This window comes from Streptomyces sp. WAC 04229, from assembly GCF_003947455.1.
Taxonomy (GTDB): domain Bacteria; phylum Actinomycetota; class Actinomycetes; order Streptomycetales; family Streptomycetaceae; genus Streptomyces.
Map to the genome: position 1 here is coordinate 1 of NZ_QHJH01000015.1, position 22,276 is coordinate 22,276.

Genomic DNA, 22,276 nt, shown 5'->3' on the forward strand with positions numbered 1-22,276 from the left:
CCGCACTCGCGGTCCCGCAGACCGGCGACCCCACCCTCACCCTGCTCAAACGGATCGGCACCACCGACCCCACCTCCCTGGACGCCTACCGCGCCGCCGGCGGCTACACCGCCCTGCGCCGCGCCTTCGCCCTCGGCCCCGCCGGCGTCATCCGCGAGGTCACCGACGCCGGCCTGGTCGGCCGCGGCGGAGCGGCCTTCCCCACCGGACGCAAGTGGCAGGCGACCGCCGCCCAGCCCGACCACCCGCACTACCTGGTCTGCAACGCCGACGAATCCGAACCCGGCACCTTCAAGGACCGCGTCCTGATGGAGGGCGACCCGTACGCCCTGGTGGAGGCGATGACGATCGCGGCCTACGCGACCGGCGCGCACCGCGGCTACCTCTACCTCCGCGGCGAGTACCCGCGCGCCCTCGCCCGCCTCACCCACGCCCTCGCGCAGGCCCGCGCCCGCGGCCTGCTCGGCGACGACGTCCTCGGCCAGGGCTACGCCTTCGACATCGAGATCCGGCGGGGCGCGGGCGCGTACATCTGCGGTGAGGAGACCGCCCTGTTCAACTCCATCGAGGGCTACCGGGGCGAGCCGCGCTCCAAGCCCCCGTTCCCGGTGGAGAAGGGCCTGTTCGGCAAACCGACGGTGGAGAACAACGTCGAGACGCTGGTCAACGTCCTGCCGATCCTGACCATGGGCGCCCGGGCGTACGCGGCGATCGGCACGCCGACGTCCACCGGGCCGAAGCTGTTCTGCGTGTCGGGCAGCGTGCGCAGGCCCGGTGTGTACGAACTCCCCTTCGGCGCGACGCTGGGCGAACTGCTCACCCTCGCCGGTGTCCGGGACAACCTGCGGGCGGTGCTGCTGGGCGGGGCGGCCGGCGGGTTCGTCCGGCCCGACGAGCTCGACGTCCCGCTCACCTTCGAGGGCACCCGCGAGGCCGGCACGACGCTCGGCTCCGGGGTCGTGATGGCCTTCGACGACACCGTTCCGCTCCCGCGGCTGCTGCTGCGCATCGCCGAGTTCTTCCGCGACGAGTCGTGCGGCCAGTGCGTGCCGTGCCGGGTCGGGACGGTGCGTCAGGAGGAGGCGCTGCACCGGATCGCGGACCGCACGGGCGCCGCCGCGGCCGGGGACGTCGCGCTGCTGCGGGAGGTCGGGCGGGCGATGCGGGACTCCTCGATCTGCGGACTGGGGCAGACCGCGTGGAACGCCGTGGAATCCGCCATCGACCGTCTGGGGGCGTACGAATGACCGCGATACCGCTCGGAGTGCCGCGCCGGCTGGTGGAGTTCACCCTCGACGGGCAGGAGGCCCGGGTCCCCGAGGGCTCGACGATCCTGGACGCCTGCCGGGCCGCCGGGAAGGACGTCCCGACCCTGTGCCAGGGCGACACCCTCACCCCTAAGAACGCCTGCCGGGTCTGCGTGGTGGAGGTCGAGGGCGCCCGGACGCTCGCCCCGGCCTGCTCGCGCCGCGCGGAGCAGGGCATGGTGGTGCGCACCGACACCGAGCGCGCCCGGCACAGCCGCAAGGTCGTGCTCGAACTGCTCGCGTCCTCGGTCGACCTGTCGACGACCCCGTCGGTCGCGCAGTGGATCAAGGAGTACGAGGCGAAGCCGGACCGCTTCGGACCCGACGCGGCCCGCGTCGACGAGGAACCGCGCGTCGACAACGACCTGTACGTGCGGGACTACGGCAAGTGCATCCTCTGCTACAAGTGCGTGGACGCCTGCGGCGACCAGTGGCAGAACAGCTTCGCCATCTCCGTCTCCGGCCGGGGTTTCGACGCCCGGATCGCGGTGGAGCACGACGGTCCGCTGACCGACTCGGCGTGCGTCTACTGCGGCAACTGCATCGAGGTCTGCCCCACCGGGGCCCTCTCCTTCAAGTCGGAGTTCGACATGCGGGCCGCCGGGACGTGGGACGAGGAGCGGCAGACCGCCACGACGACCGTGTGCGCGTACTGCGGAGTGGGCTGCAACCTCACGCTCCACGTGCAGGACAATGAGATCGTGAAGGTCACCTCGCCGCACGACAACCCGGTGACCCACGGCAACCTCTGCATCAAGGGCCGCTTCGGCTACCAGCACGTACAGAACCGGGACTGACCGGCAAGGGGCACGGACATGGGACGAGTCACGGAACGACGCAAGGTGATCCGCGTACGGGACGGCGCGGTCTCCACCCGCCCGGACACGCTCGTCGCCGAGGAACCGCTGGAGATCCGGCTGAACGGCAAGCCGCTGGCGATCACGATGCGCACCCCCGGCGACGACTTCGCGCTGGCGGCCGGCTTCCTGGTCAGCGAGGGTGTGCTCGCCGAGCGGGGCGATCTCCAGAACATCGTGTACTGCGCCGGCGCCACGGTCGACGGGTCGAACACGTACAACGTGGTCGACGTGCGGACCTCCCCCGGCGTGTCGGTCCCCGACATCACCCTGGAGCGGAACGTCTACACGACGTCGTCCTGCGGGCTGTGCGGCAAGGCGAGCCTGGACGCGGTGCGGACGACGGCCCGCTGGCCCATCGCCGACACTCCCCCGGTCCGGGTCACCCCGGAGCTGCTGGCGGACCTGCCGGACCGGCTGCGTGCCTCCCAGCGGGTCTTCGACCGGACCGGCGGACTGCACGCGGCGGCCCTGTTCACCGAGGACGGGGAGCTGGTCGACGTGCGGGAGGACGTGGGGCGGCACAACGCGGTCGACAAGCTGGTCGGCCGCGCCCTGCAGAACGGGGACCTGCCGCTGTCCCGCTCCGTGCTGCTGGTGTCGGGCCGGGCCTCCTTCGAGCTGGCGCAGAAGGCCGTGATGGCGGGCATCCCGGTGCTGGCCGCGGTGTCGGCCCCGTCCTCGCTCGCGGTGGACCTGGCCGCCGAGACGGGGCTGACGCTGGTCGGGTTCCTGCGCGGCAGCTCCATGAACGTGTACGCGGGCGAGGACCGCGTCGCCCTGCGGGCCACGGCCGCTCAGGGCTGACCCCGCTCCCCGCGGCACGGCGGCGGGGCCCCGGCCGGCGGGGAGCGCCCCCTGCGCCGCGGGGCCCCGCCGTGGATGGCGTCGGTCACATCGCCTTTCCCCACGGCCTCACGCTCTGGTAGGAGTGGCTGGACCCGTACGTTCCCCCGCGAAAGCCGCGTTCCATGACTGACTTCGTGCTCGACCTCTCCCTCGAGGAGGCCCGCAGGCGTGCCGAGGTGGTGGCGGCGCTCGGCCCCGACTGGGACCCGGTCGCCGCCCTGCGTTCGGAACAGGAGGCGCACGCCCTGCTCTACTCCGGGCTGGACGCGGAGCAGGAGCGGACGTACGCGATGCTCGTGGCGGCCGGTGTGCTGCCGGAAGCGGACCGGGGCGATGCGTCTCCCCATTGATCCGCAGGCCGACCGGGCCCGCCGCGCCTGGGTCCCCTGTCCGGGCTGCGACGACGCCCGCGACTGCGGGACGTGCGCCGCACGGCGGAACTGCCCGGCGCACTGGCGCTACCTCATAGCCAACGACGGCCCGCGCGTCCACCTCCAGTGCCCGGGCTGCACCCACACCTGGACCCTGGACACCCGCCCCGGACGGCGCGGCCGGTCCGGCTGACCCGGCACCCCGGCCCGCCCCGTCGCCGGACCGGTCAGCAGATCCGCGGCAGTTGCTCCCCGAGCGGCATGTCCACCACCCGGGTGCCACCGAGCCCGGTCCGGGCGACGACCATGCCGGGGTGGTCCGCGACCACCTCGCCGACCACCGCCGCCTCGGCGCCCAGCGGATGGGCCCGCATCGCGGCGAGGACCGCGTCGGCGCGGTCGCGCGGGACGAAGGCGACGAGCTTGCCCTCGTTGGCCACGTACATCGGGTCGAGGCCCAGCATCGCGCACGCCCCGGCGACGGGCGCCGGCACCGGCACCGCGCGCTCCTGGACGGCGATCCCGCACCCGGAGGCCGCGGCGATCTCGTTGAGCGAGGCGGCCAGGCCGCCGCGGGTCGGGTCGCGCAGCGCGTGCAGGTCGGGGCAGACCGCCAGCATCGCCTCGACCAGCCCGCCCAGCGCCGCGCAGTCGCTCTCCACGTCCGTCTCGAACCGCAGGTTCTCCCGCTCGCTCAGGATGGCCACGCCGTGCACGCCGATGGCGCCGCTGACCAGGACGACGTCGCCCGGCACGACCCGGCGCGGGTGCGGGTCGACGCCGTCGGGGACCAGGCCGATGCCGGAGGTGTTCACGTAGACGCCGTCGCCGTGCCCGGCCTCCACGACCTTGGTGTCGCCCGTGACGACCCGGACCCCGGCCGCGCGGGCGGCGGCCCCGAGCGCCTCGGACACCTTGGCGACCGTGTCGATCGGGACGCCCTCCTCCAGGATCAGCCCGCAGGAGAGGTAGGCGGCACGGGCACCGCTCATGGCGAGGTCGTTGACCGTGCCGTTGACGGCGAGGTCGCCGATGCTGCCGCCGGGGAAGAACAGCGGCCGGACCACGAACGTGTCGGTGGAGAAGGCGAGCCGCGCCCCGCCCAGCTCGACCACGGCCGAGTCGGTCAGCGGCACCGGCGCGGGACCGGCCAGCGCCGGGACGACGACCTGCTCGATCAGCTCGGCGGACAGGGCGCCGCCCCCGCCGTGGCCCATCACCACGCGCGGCCCGTCCCGCAGGGGCGCCGGGCAGGTCCAGGAGAGCATGTCCGGTGCTGCGGTGGTGTCAGACAACGGCGCTGTCCTCCAGGCTCGTGGCGGCCGGACGGGCCGGCAGTTCCAGCCGCCGGTACAGGTAGTACGCCGCGCAGGCGCCCTCGCTGGAGACCATGGTGGCTCCGAGCGGCGTGCGCGGGGTGCAGGTGGTGCCGAAGGCCTCGCACTCGTGGGGTTTGATCAGCCCCTGCAGGACCTCTCCGCTGCGGCACTCGGCGGGCTCGCGGGTGGCGATGTCGCCGACCTGGAAACGGTGTTCGGCGTCGTGGTCCCGGTAGCGGGCGGAGAGCCGCCAGCCGCTGTCCGGGATGGTCCCGATGCCTCGCCAGGCGCGGTCGGTGACCTCGAAGACGTCGTCCAGCATCGCCAGGGCGGCCGGGTTGCCCTCGGGCCGCACCGCGCGCGGGTAGGCGTTCTCGACGGTGTGCTCGCCCCGTTCCAGCTGACGCACCGTGCGGCGCACGCCCTCCAGGATGTCCAGCGGTTCGAAGCCGGTCACCACGATGGGCACCTTGTACCGTTCGGCGAGCGCCGGGTACTCCTCGGTGCCCATCACGCTGCACACGTGCCCGGCGGCCAGGAAGCCCTGCACCCGGCAGTCGGGGGACCGCATGACCGCCTCGATCGCGGGCGGGACGCGCACGTGGGAGACGAGCAGGCTGAAGTTGCGGATGCCGCGCCTGCGCGCCTGATGGACCGTCATGGCGTTGGGCGGTGCGGTCGTCTCGAAGCCGATGCCGAAGAACACGACCTCGCGGTCGGGGTTCTCCTCGGCGATCCGCAGCGCGTCGAGCGGGGAGTAGACGACCCGGACGTCGCCGCCGGCGCCCCGGACCTGGAACAGGTCGCGGCCGGTGCCCGGCACGCGGAGCATGTCGCCGAAGGAGCAGAAGATCACCCCGGGCCGGGAGGCGATCTCCAGGGCCTTGTCGATGACCTCCAGCGGGGTCACGCACACCGGACAGCCCGGCCCGTGGATCAACTCGATCCCCTCGGGCAGCAGTTGGTCGATGCCGTGCCGGATGATGGTGTGCGTCTGACCGCCGCACACCTCCATCAGCGCCCACGGCCTGGTCACCGTGGCCCTGATGTCGTCGAGGAGGCGGGCCGCCAGCTCCGGGTCCTGGAACTCGTCGATGTACTTCACCGCCGCACCTCCTCGGCGAGGCCCTCGCCGTCCGCCGGGCCGGGCCGCCCGGCCCGCGCGGCCAGTTCGGCCTGTTCCCACGGGTCGCCGAACTCCTCCTGGAGCATCCCGAGGTTCTCGAACAGCTCCAGCGTCCTGCGGGCCGACTCCTCGTCGAGCCGTTGGAGGGCGAAGCCGACATGGACGATGGTGTACTCGCCGACCTTCAGGTCGGGCAGGTACTCCAGGCACACCTCCTTGACCACGCCGCCGAAGTCGACGGTGGCCATCCGGGTGCCGTCCCTGTCCTCGACGCCCAGCACTCTGCCGGGTACCGCCAGGCACATGTCTGTCTCCTCACTGGTTGAGAGCTGCCGCGCGGGCGGCCACGACGAGCTGGCCGAGGGCCAGTCCGCCGTCGCCCGGCGGGATCGCCCGATGGCGCAGCACGGTGAAGCCGTCGGCGCGCAGGCCGCGGGCGCAGGCGGAGGAGAGCACCGTGTTGGCGAACACTCCGCCGGTCAGGGCCACCGTCCGCAGGCCGGTCTCCTCGCGGGCCGCCGCGCACACCGTCCGCACCAGGCGGGCGACGGCGTGGTGGAACCGGGCCGCGACGACGGCCGCGGGGGTGCCCCGCCGTACGTCCTCCACCACGGCGGCCAGCAGGGGCGCGGGGTCGGCGCTCAGCGGGGTGCCGTCGTCCCGCTCGCGGCCGGCCGACAGGTGGAAGGCGTGGCGCGGATCCTCGCCGGCCTCGTCGCCGGCGAGGACGGCCGCCGCCTCCAGCTCGATCGCGGCCTGTGCCTCGTAGCCGGCGTGGTGGCAGACACCGGCAAGTGACGAGACGGCGTCGAAGAGCCGGCCCATGCTGGAGGTTGGTACGCAGTTCAGTCCGGTCTTCAACTGCTGTTGCAGCAGCGTGAGTTCGGCGGGTGGGCAGGCCGCGGTGCACGGCAGGTCGGGGGCGGCGGCGAGGCCCGCCGCGTGCAGGTGCGCCAGCGCCATGCGGTAGGGGCGTCGTACCGCCGCGTCGCCCCCGGGCAGCGGCACGTGGGCGAGGTGCGCGAAGCGGCGGAAGCCGTCGTACCCCGCGAGCAGGAACTCGCCGCCCCACACGGCGCCGTCGTCCCCGTGCCCGGTGCCGTCGAAGGCGACGCCGATCACCCGCTCCCCCTCGGGCACACCGTGCTCGGCGAGGACCGAGGCGATGTGCGCGTGGTGGTGCTGGACCCGGAGCACCGGGCGGCCCCCGGCGTGCCGTCGCGCCCAGGACGCCGACCGGTACGCCGGATGCGTGTCGGTGACCAGCACCTCCGGGTGGACTCCGGTGACCGACTCCAGTTGCCGTGCCGCGCGCCCGAGCGCCCGCTGGGTCGACAGGTCGTCCATGTCGCCGATGTGGGCGGAGAGCCAGGCCCGGTCGCCCTGGCCGAGGCAGAAGACGTTCTTGAGGTCGCCGCCCACGGCGAGTGCCGGGGCCACCGGGACGGGCAGCGTCACCGGCAGCGGGGCGTAGCCGCGGGAGCGGCGCAGGACCAGCGGCTCGCCGTCGCAGACGCGGACGACGGAGTCGTCGCACGGCACGTGGATCGCGCGGTCGTGGGTGAGCCAGGCGTCGGCCAGCCCGGCCAGCCGCTCCAGGGCCTCGTCGTCGTCGGTGACGATGGGTTCTCCGGAGAGGTTCCCGCTCGTCATCACCAGCAGCCGGGGCCCGTCGCCCGGGCCGTCCGGGCCGGTCGTCCCGAGCAGCAGATGGTGCACGGGCGTGTACGGCAGCATGACGCCGAGGTCGGGGCTGCCCGGCGCGACGCCGTCGGCGGGCATCGGGGCGCCCGGCGCGGCGCCGGCGTCCGTGCGCCGCCGCATCAGGACCACCGGGCGGACCGCGCCGGTGAGCAACTCCCTTTCCACCGGGCCGAGGTGCACGAGGTGTTCGATGTCCGCGACGTCCCGGGCCATCACCGCGAACGGTTTGGCGCCCCGGGCCTTGCGGCGGCGCAGCTCGGCGACCGCGTCCGGGCGGGTGGCGTCGCAGGCGAGGTGGTAGCCGCCGATGCCCTTCACCGCGAGGACGGCACCCGTGGCGAGCAGCGCACGCGCCGCGGCGACGGGGTCGGCCCCGGACGCCGAGCCGTCCGGGGCGACGGCGTCCCGGCCGTCCGCCGTGACGAGCCGCAGCCGTGGCCCGCACGCGGGACAGGCCACGGGCTGCGCGTGGAAGCGGCGGTCGGCGGGATCCCGGTACTCGCGGTCGCAGTCGGCGCACAGGGGGAAGCCCGCCATCGTCGTCTGCGCGCGGTCGTAGGGCAGGCCGGTGACGATGGTGAAGCGCGGCCCGCAGTGCGTGCAGGTGATGAAGGGGTGGTGGTGGCGCCGGTCGGCGGGGTCGGCGAGTTCGGCCAGGCAGTCGCGGCAGGTCGCGGTGTCGGGTGCCACGAGGGTGCGGACCCGGTCGCCGGTGGCGGAGGGGACGATGCTGAATCCGCGTTCCTCGGTGGCGGGGACCTCGGTCGTCTCCACCGAGTCGACCACCGCGAGGGGCGGTGCGCCGGGTGCGAGCCGGGCGCAGAAGAGGTCGACGTCCCCCGTCGGCCCCTCGACCTCCACGAGGACGCCGTCACCGGTGTTGGTCACGTGCCCGGCCAGCCGCAGGTCCGTGGCGAGCCCGTACACGAACGGGCGGAAACCCACCCCCTGTACGACGCCGCGTACGACGACACGGGTCCGCCGTGCCGGCGGGTCCCCCTTCGGTGGTGCGCCGGTGCCGGGGCTGGTGTTCACACCTGTGCCCGGTCCATCACCGGGGCGTGGACGGCCTCCCCACCGGCGGCGGCCAGTGCCCGGTCGACGAGCACACCGGCGCCCTCGCCATTGCGTACGGAGCTGAGTACGACGTCGACACCCGGGTTGACCCGCTGCACGTGGGCGCGGAAGGCGGCCTCGTCGAACTCGGCCGGTCCGGCCAGGTCGGACTTGGTGACGATCACGAGCTGGGCGAGGCCGAACGCGGTGGGGTACTTGAGCGGCTTGTCCTCGCCCTCGGTGACGGAGGCGAGGACGACCCGCAGGGACTCGCCCAGGTCGTAGGAGGCGGGGCAGACGAGGTTGCCCACGTTCTCCACGAAGAGCAGGCGGGTGTCCTCGGGCAGCCAGTCGTGCAGGTGCCCGGCGAGCATGTCCGCCTCCAGGTGGCACAGCCCGTCGGTGAGCACCTGCTTGACCGGCACGCCGGCCCGGGCCAGCCGGTTGGCGTCGTTCTCGGTGGCGAGGTCCGCGGTGAGGGCCGCGACGGCGATGCCTCGCTCCCGGGCCAGCCGCAGCTCACGCTCCAGCAGGGCCGTCTTCCCGCTGCCCGGGCTGGACAGGAGGTTGACCACCGTCGTGCCCCGGGCGGTGAGTTCGGTGCGCAGGATGCCCGCCGCCATCGTGTTCTTGGCGAGCACGGCCTGCCGGAGGTCGACTGTGCGGCACATCGTCAGTTCTCCTCGGGGTGCGTTGCGGGGGTGGTGGTGACGGGCGTCCCGTCCGCCCAGCCCACTTCGGTGATGGTCAGTTCGCGGCCCGACAGCAGCTCGGTGGCGGCCCCGTGGCAGTGGGCGCACACCAGGTCCGGGGGCATCCCCGTCTCCCAGGTCCGTGCGCAGGGGGTGCAGCCGGCCCGGCCGGGGACCGTCCGGGTGCGGAGTTCGCAGCCCTCCAGGACCGTGCCGGCACAGGCGATTGCGAAGCAGAAGCCGAGCGCGTCGGGGACCACTCCGGCCAGTTCGCCGATGTCGACGCTCACCTGTCGCACCCCGGGGGCGCCGCGGGCGTGCGCGGCCTGTTCGACCTGGTCCACGACGGACATCGCGACGGACATCTCGTGCATCGCCACTCCGTCCTGGGCGGGGGATGACAGGCGCCGCTCATTGGTTGCGCCGCTCATTAGAGGAGGCTCGCCGGTGCCGGACCGACCGGCGCGCCGGTGCGGAACGGACGCGTAGCCCGTTCGGTGCAGGTGCTGCCGGGCGGCGTCACATCCTGCGGATGCGCAGGTACCGCCGGACGTCGGGCCAGAAGCTCGCGACGGCCACCGCCAGGGCGGTCGCGGTGAGGGAGGCGGCGGCACCGCCGACGAAACGCTTGTTCATGGGGTTCTCCGTTCTCGGTTCTCGGTGGCTTCGTGCGGCGGCGGGTCAGACGACCGCGGCGTCGCGGATCAGTTCGCCGGTCATCCGCGCCGCCTCCGGCACGGCCGCGGCGACCCGCGGGCTGAGGCCGATGCCCTCCTCGACGGTCTGCGGTTCGCAGCCGACGACCAGGGTCCGGCGTGGCGGCCGCGCGCCGGTGCCCGCGCACAGGGTGTCCAGCAAGGCCAGGACGGCGTCGGGCGACATCCGGTGGCCGTCCAGGGCGGGAGCGTCGGGTGCCCGGCGGGCGCCGGGGGCGGAGGCGTCGATCACGTACAGCGTGCCCGGCTCGCCGCCCCGCGCGGTCGCGTCGAGCAGGACGAGCGTGTCGTACCCGTCGAGGAGCCGGTAGGCGAGGTGGACGCCGCGGATGCCGACGTCGGCGACCTCGACGCCGTCGGGGAGGTCCTGGGCGGCCAGGACGCGGGCCGCCTCGACGCCGAAGCCGTCGTCACCGAGGAAGATGTTGCCCACCCCGGCGACCAGGGTGCGGAGGCGGGCGGGTCCGGTGCCAGTGCCGGTGCCGGTGGTCATACGGTCTCCTCGGTGTCCGCGACGTCCACCTCGTCGGGCTGGAAGTAGAGGTAGCGGCCCTGTTCCCGGCGGATGTCGGCGCCGGGGTCGTCCTCGACGGTGACCGCGAGGTGCACGCCCCCGTCGACGTCGTGGAGGACGGCCTCCACCAGGGCGCGCCGCCCGCTGAGGAAGAGGTCCTGGGCGTCGGTGTGCCGCAGCCGGGGCCGCAGTACGACGCGGCTGCCGGCCCGCACGTGGTGGCCGTCGACCAGGACGTGGTCGGTGGCCGGGTCCACGGAGTCGTCGGCGCCGGGGTCCCACCAGGGGGTGTCGGGCCGCACGCCGCCCGGCCCCGCGGAGCCGGGATCGGGCGGGGGCCCGCCGAACACCGGTACGCCGTCGGGTGGCTGGGGTGCGCCGGGGGTGGTGATCTCGCGCAGCCCGCGGACCGCTCCGTGCAGCCGTTCCAGCACCTCGGCGGGCAGGGAGTCGGCGAGGTCGATCACCGCGGCGGCCCGGTCGTCGGTGCCGCGGGCCTCGCGCTTCTCCTCGTCGGTGAGGGCCGCGGTGCGCAGGGCGAGGATCTCGTCGATCTCCGTGGCGTCGTACAGCGCACCGGGGCTCTCGGGGGCGATGGCCGGGTGGTCCTCCAGGATGATCGGCGAGGACAGCACCAGGTCGGCGGAGCCGGGTTCACCCGCGAGTACGGGCCAGGTGTGCAGGTTGCGGCACCGGGCGACGGCGCCCTTGGCCCACTCCGGCGGGTCCGTCAGCGACAGGAACCGTCCGGCGTCCAGGCTCAGCAGCGTGTGGGCGGCGACCAGGGACCGGGCCAGGGCGGTGTCGCGGGTGGTGTCCTCGTCCGGCGTCCAGTCGCTGGTGTTCTCCAGGACCACACGGAGGCGCTGGGTGGTGTACGGGCCGTCCAGCTCCTTTGCCGACAGGCGCAGCCGGGCGCCGATCTCCTCGCGGCGGCGCAGCAGCCGGCCCACGACGCGCCCGGCGGCGTCCGTCACCGGCTCGGTCTCCTCAGCGGCCGGACGGGTGACGGGGACGACGACTCCGGCGCCCGCGAGGGCGTCCACGGCGACGGTGAGCCGGACCTGTTCCTCGTGCCCCTCGTCCCAGGGGACCAGGACCCGGTCGTCCAGGCGCAGTTCGGGTACGGTCTCGAAGCCGCCGTCCGGCAGGGCCCGCTGGACTGTGCGCCGCGCGGCGTGCAAAAACCGCACCTCGACGGCGAGGCCCGCGCCCTTGCGGGGTTCCATCAGCAGCTCGGTGTGCTGGAAGTCGTGCTCCTCGGCGGCCGAGGTCCAGGACGGGGGTACGAGGACGCCGAACTGCCAGCGCAGCCGGTTCTTGGCGGCCGAGGCGCGGTAGGGGTAGAGCACGTACCCCTCGAACAGCACGGCGTCGGCGACCTGGCGCGCGACGGCCAGCCGGGTCTCGGTCGCGGAGGTGAACGTGGTCGTGGTCACGGTGTTCACGCAGTCCTCTCCCCCGCCGCCCGCAGCAGCTGGTCGACGGTGGCCTCCCAGGAGGGCAGCGCCTGCCGGGACCGGTAGTCGAGCAGCGCGTCCATGGCGTCCCGGGGCAGGCGCAGCCAGCCGGAGCCGGGGAAGTGCTGCTCGACCATCTCCCGCCAGGTCTTCACCGGCATCCGGAACGCGGCCTCCTTGTCCCAGGGGACGGGTTCGACGTGGAAGCCGCGGGCTCCGGTGAAGGCGGTGCCGGAGAACAGCATCAGCAGGGGCACCTCGCCCTCCTCCAGGGCGTTGAAGTAGCGGGTGGAGGCGATGTCCATGTCGTAGGTGCAGGGCACCACCAGGTCGGTCTCGGTCTCGCCGGTGAACCCCTGGACCATCACCGGCACTTGGGCGAACTGCACGGGGTTGAGGCTGCTGCCCCAGCGGGACCGTTCGCCGAAGAGGTCGCTCAGGGCCCGGGCCTCGGCGTCGCCGTAGCCGCGGCGGGCCGGCTCGATGCGGATCTGGCAGCGCAGCGCGAGCGCGTGCACGCGGGTGCCGGGGGACGCGGTGACACGCAGCCGGAAGACGAGTGCGGGACCCGCGGCGTACGGGTCGGCGCGCACCCCGGTGCAGGCGAAGTCGAACGCGGTCACGCGCGGCCCCCTCGGTGGTCGCGGGCCCGCTCGCGGACGTGGGTGAAGAAGGCCTCCAGGTCGGCACGCGCCTGCGCGCCCCCGTCGAACCCCTGCCACCGCAGCCGCATGCGGCCCACCAGCTCGTAGCAGATGTCGACCGGGACCAGGTGGCACTCGACGCGGTCCTGGTGCTTGCGCAGCAGCAGCGCCTCCACGTCGGGTTCGAGGAGGCCGGCCAGGGAGGTGGCGGCGAGCAGCGGCTGCCAGGACTCCGGCTCCAGTTCGCTCTCGGTCGCGCCGGCCGGGCTGGGGTAGAGGGCGACCAGCCGGTCCAGCGCGGAGTTGCGGAAGAAGAAGGCGACGGAGACGGGGATGCGCAGGCGTTCCCACGCCTGCGCGTCGACCTGGTGCCCGGGGTCGCTCAGGTAGCGTCCGGGGACCGTGCGGAAGCGGCCGGTGGTCCCGCCGGAGCGGTCCAGCAGCTGGGCGCACGGGTCGCAGGCACAGGCCAGCGCCCGCTGCTCGGTGTCGACCAGATGCCGGTGCCGGGTGCCGGCCAGCGGCACCGCGCACAGCTCGCACCGCTCCTCACGGGGCGGGCGGGGGGCCGTGAACCGCCGCAGCCCGCGGGGCCCGGCGTCGGGGCGGCCTCCCGTCCCCCGGGGTTCCGCGGTGACCGCGCCCGGCCGGGGCGCGGTCACCGGGTCGTCCGGGCCGGTGGGCGGCCGCCGGCCCCGGTCGTCTCCGGGGGTCCCGCGCCGATCTGGAGCAGGACCGGTTCCCCCGCCGTGTCGTCCTCCAGGACGACCTTGGTGACCTCGGGGGCCAGGCAGGCGAGCGCGTCGCGGGCCGACTCCTCGACGGCGTCCCGGGAGCCGCCGCAGCCGCACCCGCCGGACGCGGCCGGGCGCAGTCGCAGTTCGCCGGTGGCCGGGTCGAAGCCGGTGTTCTCCACGGGTTGCGGGAGGCCCTCCAGGGCGCGGGCGATGCGGGTGGCGGCGTCGTGCGGGTGCAGTCCGTGCAGGACCAGCAGGCTCGCGACGAGATCGTCGGCGAGCAGGGCGTCCAGCGCGCCGGCGGCCGGCCCGCCCGGTTCGCGGCCGAGCAGTTCGACGGTGCGGGCGAGCCCGGCGCCGTAGAACTCCATGAGGACGCGCACCAGTTCGTCGGCGGCCTCGCACGCCGTGCGGTCGCCGGAGGCGGCGAGCCGGTCCAGGATCTCCTCGACCCGCCGGCCGGCCCGCTCCGCGTCGAGTGCGCCGCTCATCCGGCCAGACCGCTCAGTCCGGTGGGCACGTGCATCGACTTCACCGTCCGGCCGTCACCGGTGTACATGTGGACTCCGCACGGCAGACAGGGATCGAAGCTGCGTACGGCGCGCATGATGTCGATGCCCTTGAAGTTCTCCGGGGAGTTCTCCTCGAAGATCGGCGTGTTCTGCACGGCGTCCTCGTACGGGCCGGGGGTGCCGAACGTGTCGCGGGTGGAGGCGTTCCACGGGGTCGGGGGGTACGGGTGGTAGTTGGCGATCTTGCCGTCCCGGATGACCATGTGGTGCGAGAGCACGCCGCGCACCGCCTCGGTGAAGCCGACGCCGATGGACTCCTCGGGCACCTCGAACTTCTCCCAGGTCTGGGTGCGTCCGGCGCGGACCTCGGCGAGGCCCATCTCCGCGCAGTGCAGGGCGACGGCCGCGGCGTAGGCCTGGAAGTAGGTGCGGGCGCGGTTGCGCTCCAGCGCGTTGCTCCACTTCGGGATCTTCCACTCGAAGGTGGTCTCCGGCTTGGTGAGCGTGCGCGGCAGGTTGATGACGACGCTGTGGCCGGTGGCCTTGACGTAGCCGATGTCGACGAGGCCCGACAGCGCGGTGGACCAGAGGCGGGCGATGGGGCCGCCGCCGGTGTCCAGTGCCAGGTGGTCCTTGCCGTCGAACCAGCGCGGTGACATCACCCAGCTGTACTTGTCGTCGAAGTTCCGCTTCTGCGGCGCCGGGATGGTGTGCTGGTTCCACGGGTGGCGGGGGTCGACCGGGTTGCCGAGCGGGTCGTGGGTGACGAACTGCTCCTGGCCCTCCCAGTCCTCGTAGTACGAGGAGCCCAGCAGGATGCGGATGCCGAGGTTGATGTCGGTGAGGTCGTTGGTGACGAGCTTGCCGTCCACGACGACGCCCGGGGTGACGAACATGCGCCGTCCCCAGTCCGACATGTTGGCGTAGGTGAAGTCGCAGTACTCGGGGTCGTTGAGGGCGCCCCAGCAGCCGAGCAGGACGCGCCGGCGGCCGACCTCCTCGTAGCCGGGCAGGGCCTCGTAGAAGAAGTCGAAGAGGTCGTCGTGGAGGGGCACCACCCGCTTCATGAACTCCACGTAGCGCATGAGCCGGGACATGTAGTCGGTGAAGAGCTGGACCGAGCCGATGGTGCCGACGCCGCCCGGGTAGAGGGTGGAGGGGTGCACGTGGCGGCCCTCCATCAGGCAGAACATCTCGCGGGTGTACCGGCTGACCTGGAGCGCCTCGCGGTAGAACTCGCCCTCCAGCGGGTTGAGCGAGCGCATGATGTCGGCGATGGTGCGGTAGCCGTGCTCGGCGGCGTGCGGTGCCTCGGTGCGTTCGGCGAGTTCGAGGACGCCGGGGTTGGTCTCGCGGACCATCTTCTCGCAGTAGTCGACCCCGACCAGGTTCTCCTGGAAGATGTTGTGGTCGAACATGTACTCCGCGGCCTCGCCGAGGTTGATGATCCACTCGCCGAGGTGCGGCGGCTTGACCCCGTACGCCATGTTCTGCGCGTACACCGAGCAGGTGGCGTGGTTGTCGCCGCAGATGCCGCAGATGCGGCTGGTGATGAAGTGCGCGTCGCGCGGGTCCTTGCCACGCATGAAGACGCTGTAGCCGCGGAAGACCGACGAGGTGCTGTAGCACTCGGCGACCCGCTTCTGCTTGAAGTCGATCTTCGTGTGGATGCCGAGGCTGCCCACGATCCGGGTGATCGGGTCCCACGCCATCTCCACCAGACCGGTGCCGTCACCGGCCGTCGTCGAGGTCGCCATGGTGTCTGTGCTGCCCTTCGTTCGGTTGGGGTCTGCGGGAGAGGGTGCGGGGTCTCACCACGGCGGCCGGTAGCCGGTGGTGATCTCGCGGCCGGTGTGCCGCCACTTGGGTTCCTTGTCCACCGTCCGGGCCGTGATGGTCCGGAGCCTGCGGATCACGGCGCCGTACGCGCCGCTCGCGGTGCTGGAGAGCTTGCCGCCGGGCGGCTCGTCCATGAACGGCATGAACTTGTCGGGGAAGCCGGGCATGGTGCAGGCGATGCAGATGCCGCCCACGTTGGGGCAGCCGCCGATGCCGTTCATCCAGCCGCGCTTGGGCACGTTGCACTTCACGACGGGGCCCCAGCAGCCCAGCTTCACCAGGCACTTGGGCGAGTCGTAGGACTCGGCGAACTGGCCCTGCTCGTAGTAGCCGGCCCGGTCGCAGCCCTCGTGGACGGTGGCCCCGAACAGCCAGGTCGGGCGGAGCTTGTCGTCCAGCGGGATCATCGGCGCCGAACCCGCGGCCTGGTAGAGCAGGTAGGTGAGGGTCTCGGCGAAGTTGTCGGGCTGGATGGGGCAGCCGGGCACGCAGACGATCGGGATGCCGGCCTGCGACTTCCAGTCCCAGCCCAGGTAGTCGGGCACGCCCATCGCGCCGGTCGGGTTCCCGGCCATCGCGTGGATGCCGCCGTACGTGGCGCAGGTGCCGATCGCGACCACGGCCAGCGCCTTCGGGGCGAGCCGGTCGATCCACTCGGACGTCGTGATGGGCTGGCCGGTCTCCGGGTTGTCGCCGAAGCCGCACCAGTAGCCCTCCTGCTTGATCGACTCGTTCGGGATGGAGCCCTCGACCACGAGGACGAAGGGGTCGATCTCGCCGCGCTCGCCCTTGAAGAACCACTCGATGAACGTGTCCGAGCCGCCGACCGGTCCGCACTCGAAGTCGATGAGCGGCCAGTGCACGGCGATCTTCGGCAGGCCGGGCAGGGCCCCGAGGGCGATCTCCTCGATGCTCGGCTGCATGGCGGCGGTCAGGGCGACCGAGTCACCGTCGCAGCTCAGGCCGGCGTTGATCCAGAGGATGTGGATCGGTTTCTCGTCCGTGCCGACCGCGGCGGAGTCCGGTTCCGCGCCCGTGGCCGGGGGTGCTGCGTTCATCACTGCCTCCCGGGGAGGAAAACGGCGAAGCCGACGGAATCGGCCCTTGTCCTGGCTAAGAGTCGGCCAGCTCCGCCGACCGCGCACCCGTGGACCGCGGCCCGTCCGGCGCCGTCTCCTTGCGGACGAACGCCCGCCGCAGCGCGTGGTAAGGGGCTTCGGGGTCGAAGAAGATCTCGCGCATGCGGCCGAGTTCACGCTCACGGACCGCCGCCAGTGGTGCGACGGCCTCCCGGCGCTCGTGCTCGGCCTTCTTCGCGGCGAGGCGGGTCTGCGCACCGGGAGCGGCCGACCAGCGTTCGGCCAGTCGGGTGACCTCGTCGGTGAAGCGGGCGGGAGCGCACTCGACCACCCGGTCGACCAGGCCGGTCTCCCGGGCCCGGCGGGCGCTGACCGGAAGGGCCTCGCGGGTCAGCCGTTCCGCCATGGCGGCGCCCACCCGGCGCGGCAGGCTGTACGTCCAGTACTCGGAGCCGGTCAGGCCCATGAGCCGGTAGTGCGGGTTGAGCACGGAGCCGGAGCGGCACCACACCTCGTCGGCGGCCAGCGCCAGCATGACCCCGCCGGCCGCGGCGTTGCCGCCGACGGCACTGACGACGAGCCGGTCGGTGGTGGTCAGGACGGCCTCGACGAGGTCGTTCATCGCGTTGATGTTGGCCCAGGACTCGGCGGCCGGATCGGGTGCCGCCTCGATGACACCGAGGTGGATGCCGTTGGAGAAGAAGTCGCGGGCGCCGCCCAGCACCAGCACGGAGGTCGGCCGGTCGCACGCCGCGCGGTAGGCGTCGAGCAGGCGCCGGCAGTGGTCGGTGGACTGGGCGCCGCCGGGGAACGAGAAGGACAGCACGCCCACCGCCCCCTCCTCCCGGTACCGGATGTCCGACCAGCCGTCGTCGCCCGCCGACGGCAGCACGGGCGCCGGGACCTCCCGCAGTCCGGCGGGCAGCCCGGTCGGCGCTCCCCCCGCCAGGGCGAGCGCGGCGGGCAGCTTGCAGGCACGCGGGGCGCCGGCCCCGGTGCGGGCCCGCAGCTCGGGAAGCCACACCGCGCCGTCCACCGTGGCCCGGCAGACCGCGCCCGCCCGGGTGGCGAGCAGGTCGCCGGGGCGTCCGCGCAGCCGCGGCTCGGCGTGGCCGCCGTGCAGGAACCACTCCCGGCCGAGCAACTCGTCCAGGACGCCGGGCTGGGAGTCGGCGGCGCGCAGCTTGCGCAGGACGGTCGCGGTCGGATCGGCGGACCAGTCGACGCGGCGCGTCCCCTGGCGCATCGGGGGCCGGGTCCGGGCACCGGGCACGCTCGGCAACGTGCCCTGGCCGAGTGGGGTGTACGTGCCGGACGCGAACCGGTCGACGGCGGTCAGCACGGCGTCCAGGGCGGCGTCGGCCAGCTCGTTGCGGTACAGGTCGCTCTTGCCGACCCGTGGCGCCGGGCAGCCCGCCGTCGCCCACACGGGGCCCGCGTCCATCTCCTCCTCGGCCTGGAGGACGGTCACGCCCCACGCGTCGGCGCCCTCGTGGACGGCCCAGTCCAGGGAGGACGGCCCGCGGTCGCCGACGGGCCCGGGGTGCACGATCAGGCAGGTTCGCGCCGTCCAGACCGCACGGGGCACGACGGTCCTGAGCATGGGGGCCACGATCAGGTCGGGGGCGTGCCGGTCGACGGCCGCGCTCACGTCGTCCCCGCGGGGTGTCACCTCGGCGTGCACGTCGTGTCCGCGGTCCCGCAGCTCGGCGTGCACGCGCTGGGTGAGGCTGTTGTAGGCGCTGGCGATGAGCAGGATGCGCATGGCGACCCTTCCGAGGGTGCGTCGGGCGTCGGTGCTGTGGGCGTCCGGCTGCCTGTGATGGTCGGACAGGCGGGCCCTCGAACGTCGACACCAGCGCCGCTCCTCACCCGCACGGGTGACACTTCCCGCCACATGGCAGGGCTCCGGTCGAGGGACACAAAAGTGCCCTCAATCGGCACAAGTGGGACACTTGAACTGTTCTGGGCACGGACGGACGTGCCCTCCCGCGAGCGCACAGGCAGGTCGGCCATGCCCGAGGAACGCAAGTCGTCGAAACCGTCGAACGGCCACGGAACCAGTCGCCACCAGGGCCGCGAGCAGCACGGCTGGTCGCCGGACGTCGACGAGACGCGGCAGCAGGAGGACAACCCGAGCGCCCGCCGGTCCTTCCACGCCGAGAAGCACGCGCCGGGGCGCGGGGCGGGCCGGAAGACCTCGAAGGAGGAGCGCACGCCGGTCCCCGGCGACGTCGCTCCCGACAACGCCCGGCGGGGCGAGAAGCGCGGCGCCGAACCGGAGAAGGGCATGCGGGACACCGGCGGCCGGGGCCGCTCCGGACGGCCGAGCGGCACGAAGGACGACGCCGCCTTCACCGGCGTCGACCCGGACGAGCCCGAGGGCAGGCGCCGGCCCGGCTGATCCCCGCCGCCGCGGCCGACACGCGCGTGATCATGTAGGACGCGCTCGGTACGTACTGCTGTATTGATGTCCGGACGACCGGCTCCCCCCAGCCGTCCGAAGGGCAGACCGTTCCATGCCGTCACCACGTTCCCGCACGCGTGCGCGCACCCCCTGGTTCGCCCTCGCGGCGCTCTCCGCCCTGGCCGTGTCCCCCCTGCCGGCCCACGCCCGGTCCGAGAACCGGGCGCCGGAGTTCGAGGAGCGGGTCCTCTTCCAGGCGGCCGCCGACCCGGGCGGCTACGCCTGCTTCCGCATCCCGGCGATCGTGCGGACTACGGACGGCACGCTGCTCGCCTTCGCCGAGGGCCGCGTCCTGAACTGCGGGGACGCCGCCGACATCGACATCGTCCTCAAGCGCTCCACGGACGGCGGACGCACCTGGGGCCCGCTCCAGGTCGTCAACGACGGCGGCGGCGACACGCACGGCAACCCGGCGCCGGTCGTCGACCGCGCCACCGGCCGCGTCCTGCTGACCGAGACCTACAACGCCGGCCGCACCGACGCCGCCAACTGCGCGATCCCCTGCGCCCGCACGCCCCACCTCCAGTACAGCGACGACGACGGGCGCACCTGGTCCGCACCCCGCGACCTGAGCCCCGGGATCCTGCCGGCCGGCTGGAACTCCTGGTACGCCACCGGCCCCGTGCACGGCGTCCAGCTCACCGGCGGCGGCCACCCCGGGCGGCTCGTCGTCGGTGTCAACGCCGAGACCTGGGACGGCGACCGCGTCACCGCCAACCACGCGGCCCTCGTGGTCAGCGACGACGGCGGTGAGCACTGGAAGGTCGGCGCCACCGACACCTGGCCCGTCGCGGCCGACGGCACCTTCCGGCAGAAGCCCTCCGAACTGACCCTCGCCGAACGCGCCGACGGAGCGCTCCTGGTCAGCGGCCGGGAGGAGCGGGGCACCGACCTCGGCCACCGCACCCAGGCCGTCAGCCGGGACGGCGGCGACAGCTTCGAGGCCCCCTTCCGCACCCTGCCCGACCTGTACACCCCGCAGGTGCAGGGGGCCCTGCTCCGCCTGGGCGACCGGATGCTGCTCTCCGCCCCCGCCGATCCCGACCGCCGCCGGACGATGTCGGTCCGCTCCTCCTACGACTCCGGCGCGACCTGGGACAGCGCGGACCGCGGCACCGTCGTCACCCGGGACTGGTCCGGCTACTCCGACATGGTGGCCGTCGACGACACGACGGTGGGCCTCCTGTACGAGGCCGGGGCGGTCGACGCCCGCGACGAGATCCGCTTCGCCCGCTTCACCGAGGACTGGCTCCTGCCGCGCCGGTCCGCCGATCCCACCACCTCCGACCTCGCCCCCGGCGCGGCACCCGCCGCGGTGCTCGGCGGAGCCGGGACGACGTCCGGCGCGGTGGGCGGCGCGCTCGCCCTCGACGGCGCCGACGACGCCGTACGGCTGCCTTTCGACCAGCGGCTGCCGCTGGGGACCGGTGACTTCACGGCGTCGCTGCGGTTCCGGTACGCGGCGGCCGACGGGGAGCAGCCGCTGCTGTGGATGGGCGGCGTCGGGACCGCGCAGCCGCAGGTGTGGCTGCGGGCCGAGCCCGGCGCCGGACGGGTCCAGGGGCTGATCACCGCGCGCGACGGCGCGGCGGCCCCGCGCTCGGCGTGGGTGCGCACCGACGGCGCGCTCAACGACGGGCGCTGGCACCATCTGGCCCTGCGCCGTGGCGGAGGCCGGCTCGCACTGTTCGTGGACGGCGCGGCGGTCGGCGAGACCGCGGACGTGCCCGGGTCGGTCGGCCGCGACTCGCCGTTCGGCGTGCACGTCGGCGAGCGCGTGGACGGGCGGGCCCGCCTTACCGGCGCGGTCGACGACGTGCACGTGTGGAACCGGGCGCTGACCGACGAGGAGATCGCCGCCGCGGACCCGCCCGCGGCCGTCGGGAACACCGTCGTGCACCTGCCCATGGACACCGTGGACGCGGTGGCGGCGGGCGGCTGAGAGCCCCCCGGAGGCTCAGCGGTGGCCGGTCCCCACCGGGGCGGGCACCGACGCGGCGCTGTCGTCGCCGGGCGCGGGCGCCTCCGGGTCGTGGGAGCGGCGCTTGGCGATGACCGCGCACACCATGAGCTGCATCTGGTGGAAGAGCATCAGCGGCAGCACGGCCAGCGAGGCGTGGGCGCCGAACAGGACGCTCGCCATGGGCAGTCCGGCGGCGAGCGACTTCTTCGACCCCGCGAACTGGATCGCGATCCGGTCCTCCCGGCCGAAGCCGAGCCCCTTCGCCCCGTACCAGGTCAGCAGCAGCATCACGGCGAGCAGTACCGCCTCCACGGCCAGCAGCCCGGCCAGCCGGACGGGGCTCACCTGGTGCCAGATGCCCTGGACCATGCCCTCGCTGAACGCGGTGTAGACGACGAGGAGGATCGAGCCGCGGTCCACGAGCTGGAGGACCTTCTTGTGGCGGGCGACGAAACCCCCGATCCAGCGGCGCAGCACCTGCCCGGCGGTGAACGGCACCAGCAGTTGCAGCACGATCTCCAGCAGCGAGTCGGCGGAGAAGCCGCCCCCGCCGCTGCCCAGCAGGGCGGCGGCCAGCAGCGGCGTGACGACGATGCCCACCAGCGAGGAGAAGGACCCGGCGCAGATCGCGGCGGGCACGTTGCCGCGGGCGATGGAGGTGAAGGCGATCGAGGACTGGATGGTGGAGGGGACCAGGGTGAGGAAGAGCAGGCCCTGGTAGAGGGGGTCGGTCAGGAAGACGGGCACGAGTCCGCGCGACGCCAGCCCGAGCAGCGGGAAGACGACGAAGGTGCAGGCCAGCACGGTGACGTGGAGCCGCCAGTGACGTACCCCGTCCATCGCCTCACGGGTGGAGAGCCGGGCGCCGTAGAGGAAGAAGAGGAACGCGATCGCCGCGGTGGAGGCACCGGAGGCGACGTCCGCGCCCGTGCCGCGGGCCGGCAGCAGGGCCGCGAGGCCCACCGTCCCGAGCAGCAGCAGGATGTACGGGTCGATCGGCATCCATCGGGGCCGTCGCAGGCGTTTCACGGTGCTCCACTTGCTTGTCCACGGTCGTTCGCGGG

At 73.7% G+C, this 22,276-nt stretch carries 23 protein-coding genes; 7 read left to right on the plus strand and 16 right to left on the minus strand.

Translation table 11 applies throughout. From position 1 onward, the window contains the following. The 5 genes from DMH12_RS06745 to DMH12_RS06765 form a co-directional block, all read left to right on the plus strand. Nucleotides 1–1,247: NADH-quinone oxidoreductase subunit F (locus DMH12_RS06745; RefSeq protein WP_185832179.1), on the plus strand; the 1,247-nt coding region annotated here is incomplete at its 5' end. Continuing rightward, complete coding sequence (locus tag DMH12_RS06750) at nt 1,244–2,104, plus strand: 2Fe-2S iron-sulfur cluster-binding protein (protein WP_125490634.1); 861 nt, start codon at nt 1,244–1,246, stop codon at nt 2,102–2,104. The genes DMH12_RS06745 and DMH12_RS06750, both read left to right, overlap by 4 nt. 18 nt (nt 2,105–2,122) lie before the next feature. Next, nucleotides 2,123–2,971, plus strand: coding sequence for a formate dehydrogenase accessory sulfurtransferase FdhD (gene fdhD / locus DMH12_RS06755; protein ID WP_125490635.1), 849 nt, complete (start codon nt 2,123–2,125; stop codon nt 2,969–2,971). A gap of 164 nt (nt 2,972–3,135) precedes the next feature. Further along, a complete protein-coding gene (locus DMH12_RS06760) occupies nt 3,136–3,363 on the plus strand; it encodes a DUF6400 family protein (protein WP_125490636.1) in 228 nt (75 codons plus the stop codon). Then, entirely contained in the window at nt 3,347–3,577 is a 231-nt protein-coding gene (locus DMH12_RS06765; protein ID WP_122618995.1) for a hypothetical protein, read from the plus strand. Before DMH12_RS06760 ends, DMH12_RS06765 begins: the two co-directional genes overlap by 17 nt. Before the next feature lie 34 nt (nt 3,578–3,611). On the opposite strand, the gene hypE is transcribed toward DMH12_RS06765, so the two are convergent. The 15 genes from hypE to DMH12_RS06835 all read right to left on the minus strand — a co-directional run bounded on the left by hypE (nt 3,612) and on the right by DMH12_RS06835 (nt 18,547). Continuing rightward, nucleotides 3,612–4,679, minus strand: coding sequence for a hydrogenase expression/formation protein HypE (gene hypE, locus DMH12_RS06770; RefSeq protein WP_125490637.1), 1,068 nt, complete (start codon nt 4,677–4,679; stop codon nt 3,612–3,614). Then, nucleotides 4,672–5,808, minus strand: a complete 1,137-nt coding sequence (gene hypD, locus DMH12_RS06775; RefSeq protein ID WP_125490638.1) for a hydrogenase formation protein HypD — start codon at nt 5,806–5,808, stop codon at nt 4,672–4,674. The genes hypE and hypD overlap by 8 nt, the downstream gene beginning before the upstream one ends. Then, nucleotides 5,805–6,134 (minus strand): HypC/HybG/HupF family hydrogenase formation chaperone, encoded by a 330-nt coding sequence (locus tag DMH12_RS06780; protein ID WP_125490639.1) that lies wholly within the window; start codon nt 6,132–6,134, stop codon nt 5,805–5,807. Before DMH12_RS06780 ends, hypD begins: the two co-directional genes overlap by 4 nt. A gap of 10 nt (nt 6,135–6,144) precedes the next feature. Then, nucleotides 6,145–8,568, minus strand: a complete 2,424-nt coding sequence (gene hypF, locus DMH12_RS06785) for a carbamoyltransferase HypF (protein WP_125490640.1) — start codon at nt 8,566–8,568, stop codon at nt 6,145–6,147. Further along, entirely contained in the window at nt 8,565–9,260 is a 696-nt protein-coding gene (gene hypB / locus DMH12_RS06790) for a hydrogenase nickel incorporation protein HypB (protein ID WP_125490641.1), read from the minus strand. The genes hypF and hypB overlap by 4 nt, the downstream gene beginning before the upstream one ends. 2 nt (nt 9,261–9,262) lie before the next feature. Next, complete coding sequence (locus DMH12_RS06795) at nt 9,263–9,712, minus strand: hydrogenase maturation nickel metallochaperone HypA (RefSeq protein WP_399186763.1); 450 nt, start codon at nt 9,710–9,712, stop codon at nt 9,263–9,265. Nucleotides 9,713–9,800: 88 nt separating this feature from the next. Beyond that, on the minus strand, nt 9,801–9,917 hold the full coding sequence (locus tag DMH12_RS40445) for a DUF6893 family small protein (protein ID WP_373463032.1): 117 nt from the start codon (nt 9,915–9,917) through the stop codon (nt 9,801–9,803). 45 nt (nt 9,918–9,962) lie between these two features. Then, the gene (locus DMH12_RS06800; protein ID WP_125490642.1) at nt 9,963–10,490 is read right to left on the minus strand and encodes a hydrogenase maturation protease; all 528 of its coding nucleotides are present in this window, start codon (nt 10,488–10,490) and stop codon (nt 9,963–9,965) included. Beyond that, complete coding sequence (locus DMH12_RS06805; RefSeq protein WP_125490694.1) at nt 10,487–11,950, minus strand: hypothetical protein; 1,464 nt, start codon at nt 11,948–11,950, stop codon at nt 10,487–10,489. Before DMH12_RS06805 ends, DMH12_RS06800 begins: the two co-directional genes overlap by 4 nt. 5 nt (nt 11,951–11,955) lie before the next feature. Continuing rightward, nucleotides 11,956–12,594, minus strand: coding sequence for a DUF6084 family protein (locus DMH12_RS06810; protein ID WP_125490643.1), 639 nt, complete (start codon nt 12,592–12,594; stop codon nt 11,956–11,958). After that, nucleotides 12,591–13,199 carry a DUF5947 family protein gene (locus tag DMH12_RS06815; RefSeq protein WP_125490695.1) on the minus strand — a complete coding sequence of 203 codons (609 nt, stop codon included), beginning with the start codon at nt 13,197–13,199 and terminating at the stop codon, nt 12,591–12,593. The genes DMH12_RS06810 and DMH12_RS06815 overlap by 4 nt, the downstream gene beginning before the upstream one ends. 74 nt (nt 13,200–13,273) lie before the next feature. Beyond that, on the minus strand, nt 13,274–13,843 hold the full coding sequence (locus tag DMH12_RS06820) for a hypothetical protein (RefSeq protein ID WP_125490644.1): 570 nt from the start codon (nt 13,841–13,843) through the stop codon (nt 13,274–13,276). Next, nucleotides 13,840–15,621, minus strand: coding sequence for a nickel-dependent hydrogenase large subunit (locus DMH12_RS06825; RefSeq protein WP_122618984.1), 1,782 nt, complete (start codon nt 15,619–15,621; stop codon nt 13,840–13,842). The genes DMH12_RS06820 and DMH12_RS06825 overlap by 4 nt, the downstream gene beginning before the upstream one ends. Nucleotides 15,622–15,675: 54 nt before the next feature. Then, nucleotides 15,676–16,761: a hydrogenase expression protein HypE gene (locus DMH12_RS06830; RefSeq protein WP_122618983.1), complete on the minus strand. Its 1,086-nt coding sequence runs from the start codon at nt 16,759–16,761 to the stop codon at nt 15,676–15,678. Nucleotides 16,762–16,816: 55 nt separating this feature from the next. Beyond that, nucleotides 16,817–18,547 (minus strand): hydrogenase maturation protein, encoded by a 1,731-nt coding sequence (locus tag DMH12_RS06835; RefSeq protein ID WP_125490645.1) that lies wholly within the window; start codon nt 18,545–18,547, stop codon nt 16,817–16,819. Between the two features lie 249 nt (nt 18,548–18,796). Between DMH12_RS06835 and DMH12_RS06840 the strand changes: the two genes are divergently transcribed. Both DMH12_RS06840 and DMH12_RS06845 read left to right on the plus strand, forming a co-directional pair. Then, nucleotides 18,797–19,186 (plus strand): hypothetical protein, encoded by a 390-nt coding sequence (locus DMH12_RS06840; protein ID WP_125490646.1) that lies wholly within the window; start codon nt 18,797–18,799, stop codon nt 19,184–19,186. A gap of 115 nt (nt 19,187–19,301) precedes the next feature. Beyond that, nucleotides 19,302–21,191, plus strand: a complete 1,890-nt coding sequence (locus DMH12_RS06845; RefSeq protein WP_125490647.1) for an exo-alpha-sialidase — start codon at nt 19,302–19,304, stop codon at nt 21,189–21,191. A 15-nt stretch (nt 21,192–21,206) separates the two neighbouring features. Here the strand turns inward: DMH12_RS06845 and DMH12_RS06850 are convergent, their stop codons facing one another. Beyond that, nucleotides 21,207–22,214 (minus strand): bile acid:sodium symporter family protein, encoded by a 1,008-nt coding sequence (locus DMH12_RS06850; RefSeq protein WP_185832180.1) that lies wholly within the window; start codon nt 22,212–22,214, stop codon nt 21,207–21,209. Nucleotides 22,215–22,276 lie beyond the last annotated feature (62 nt).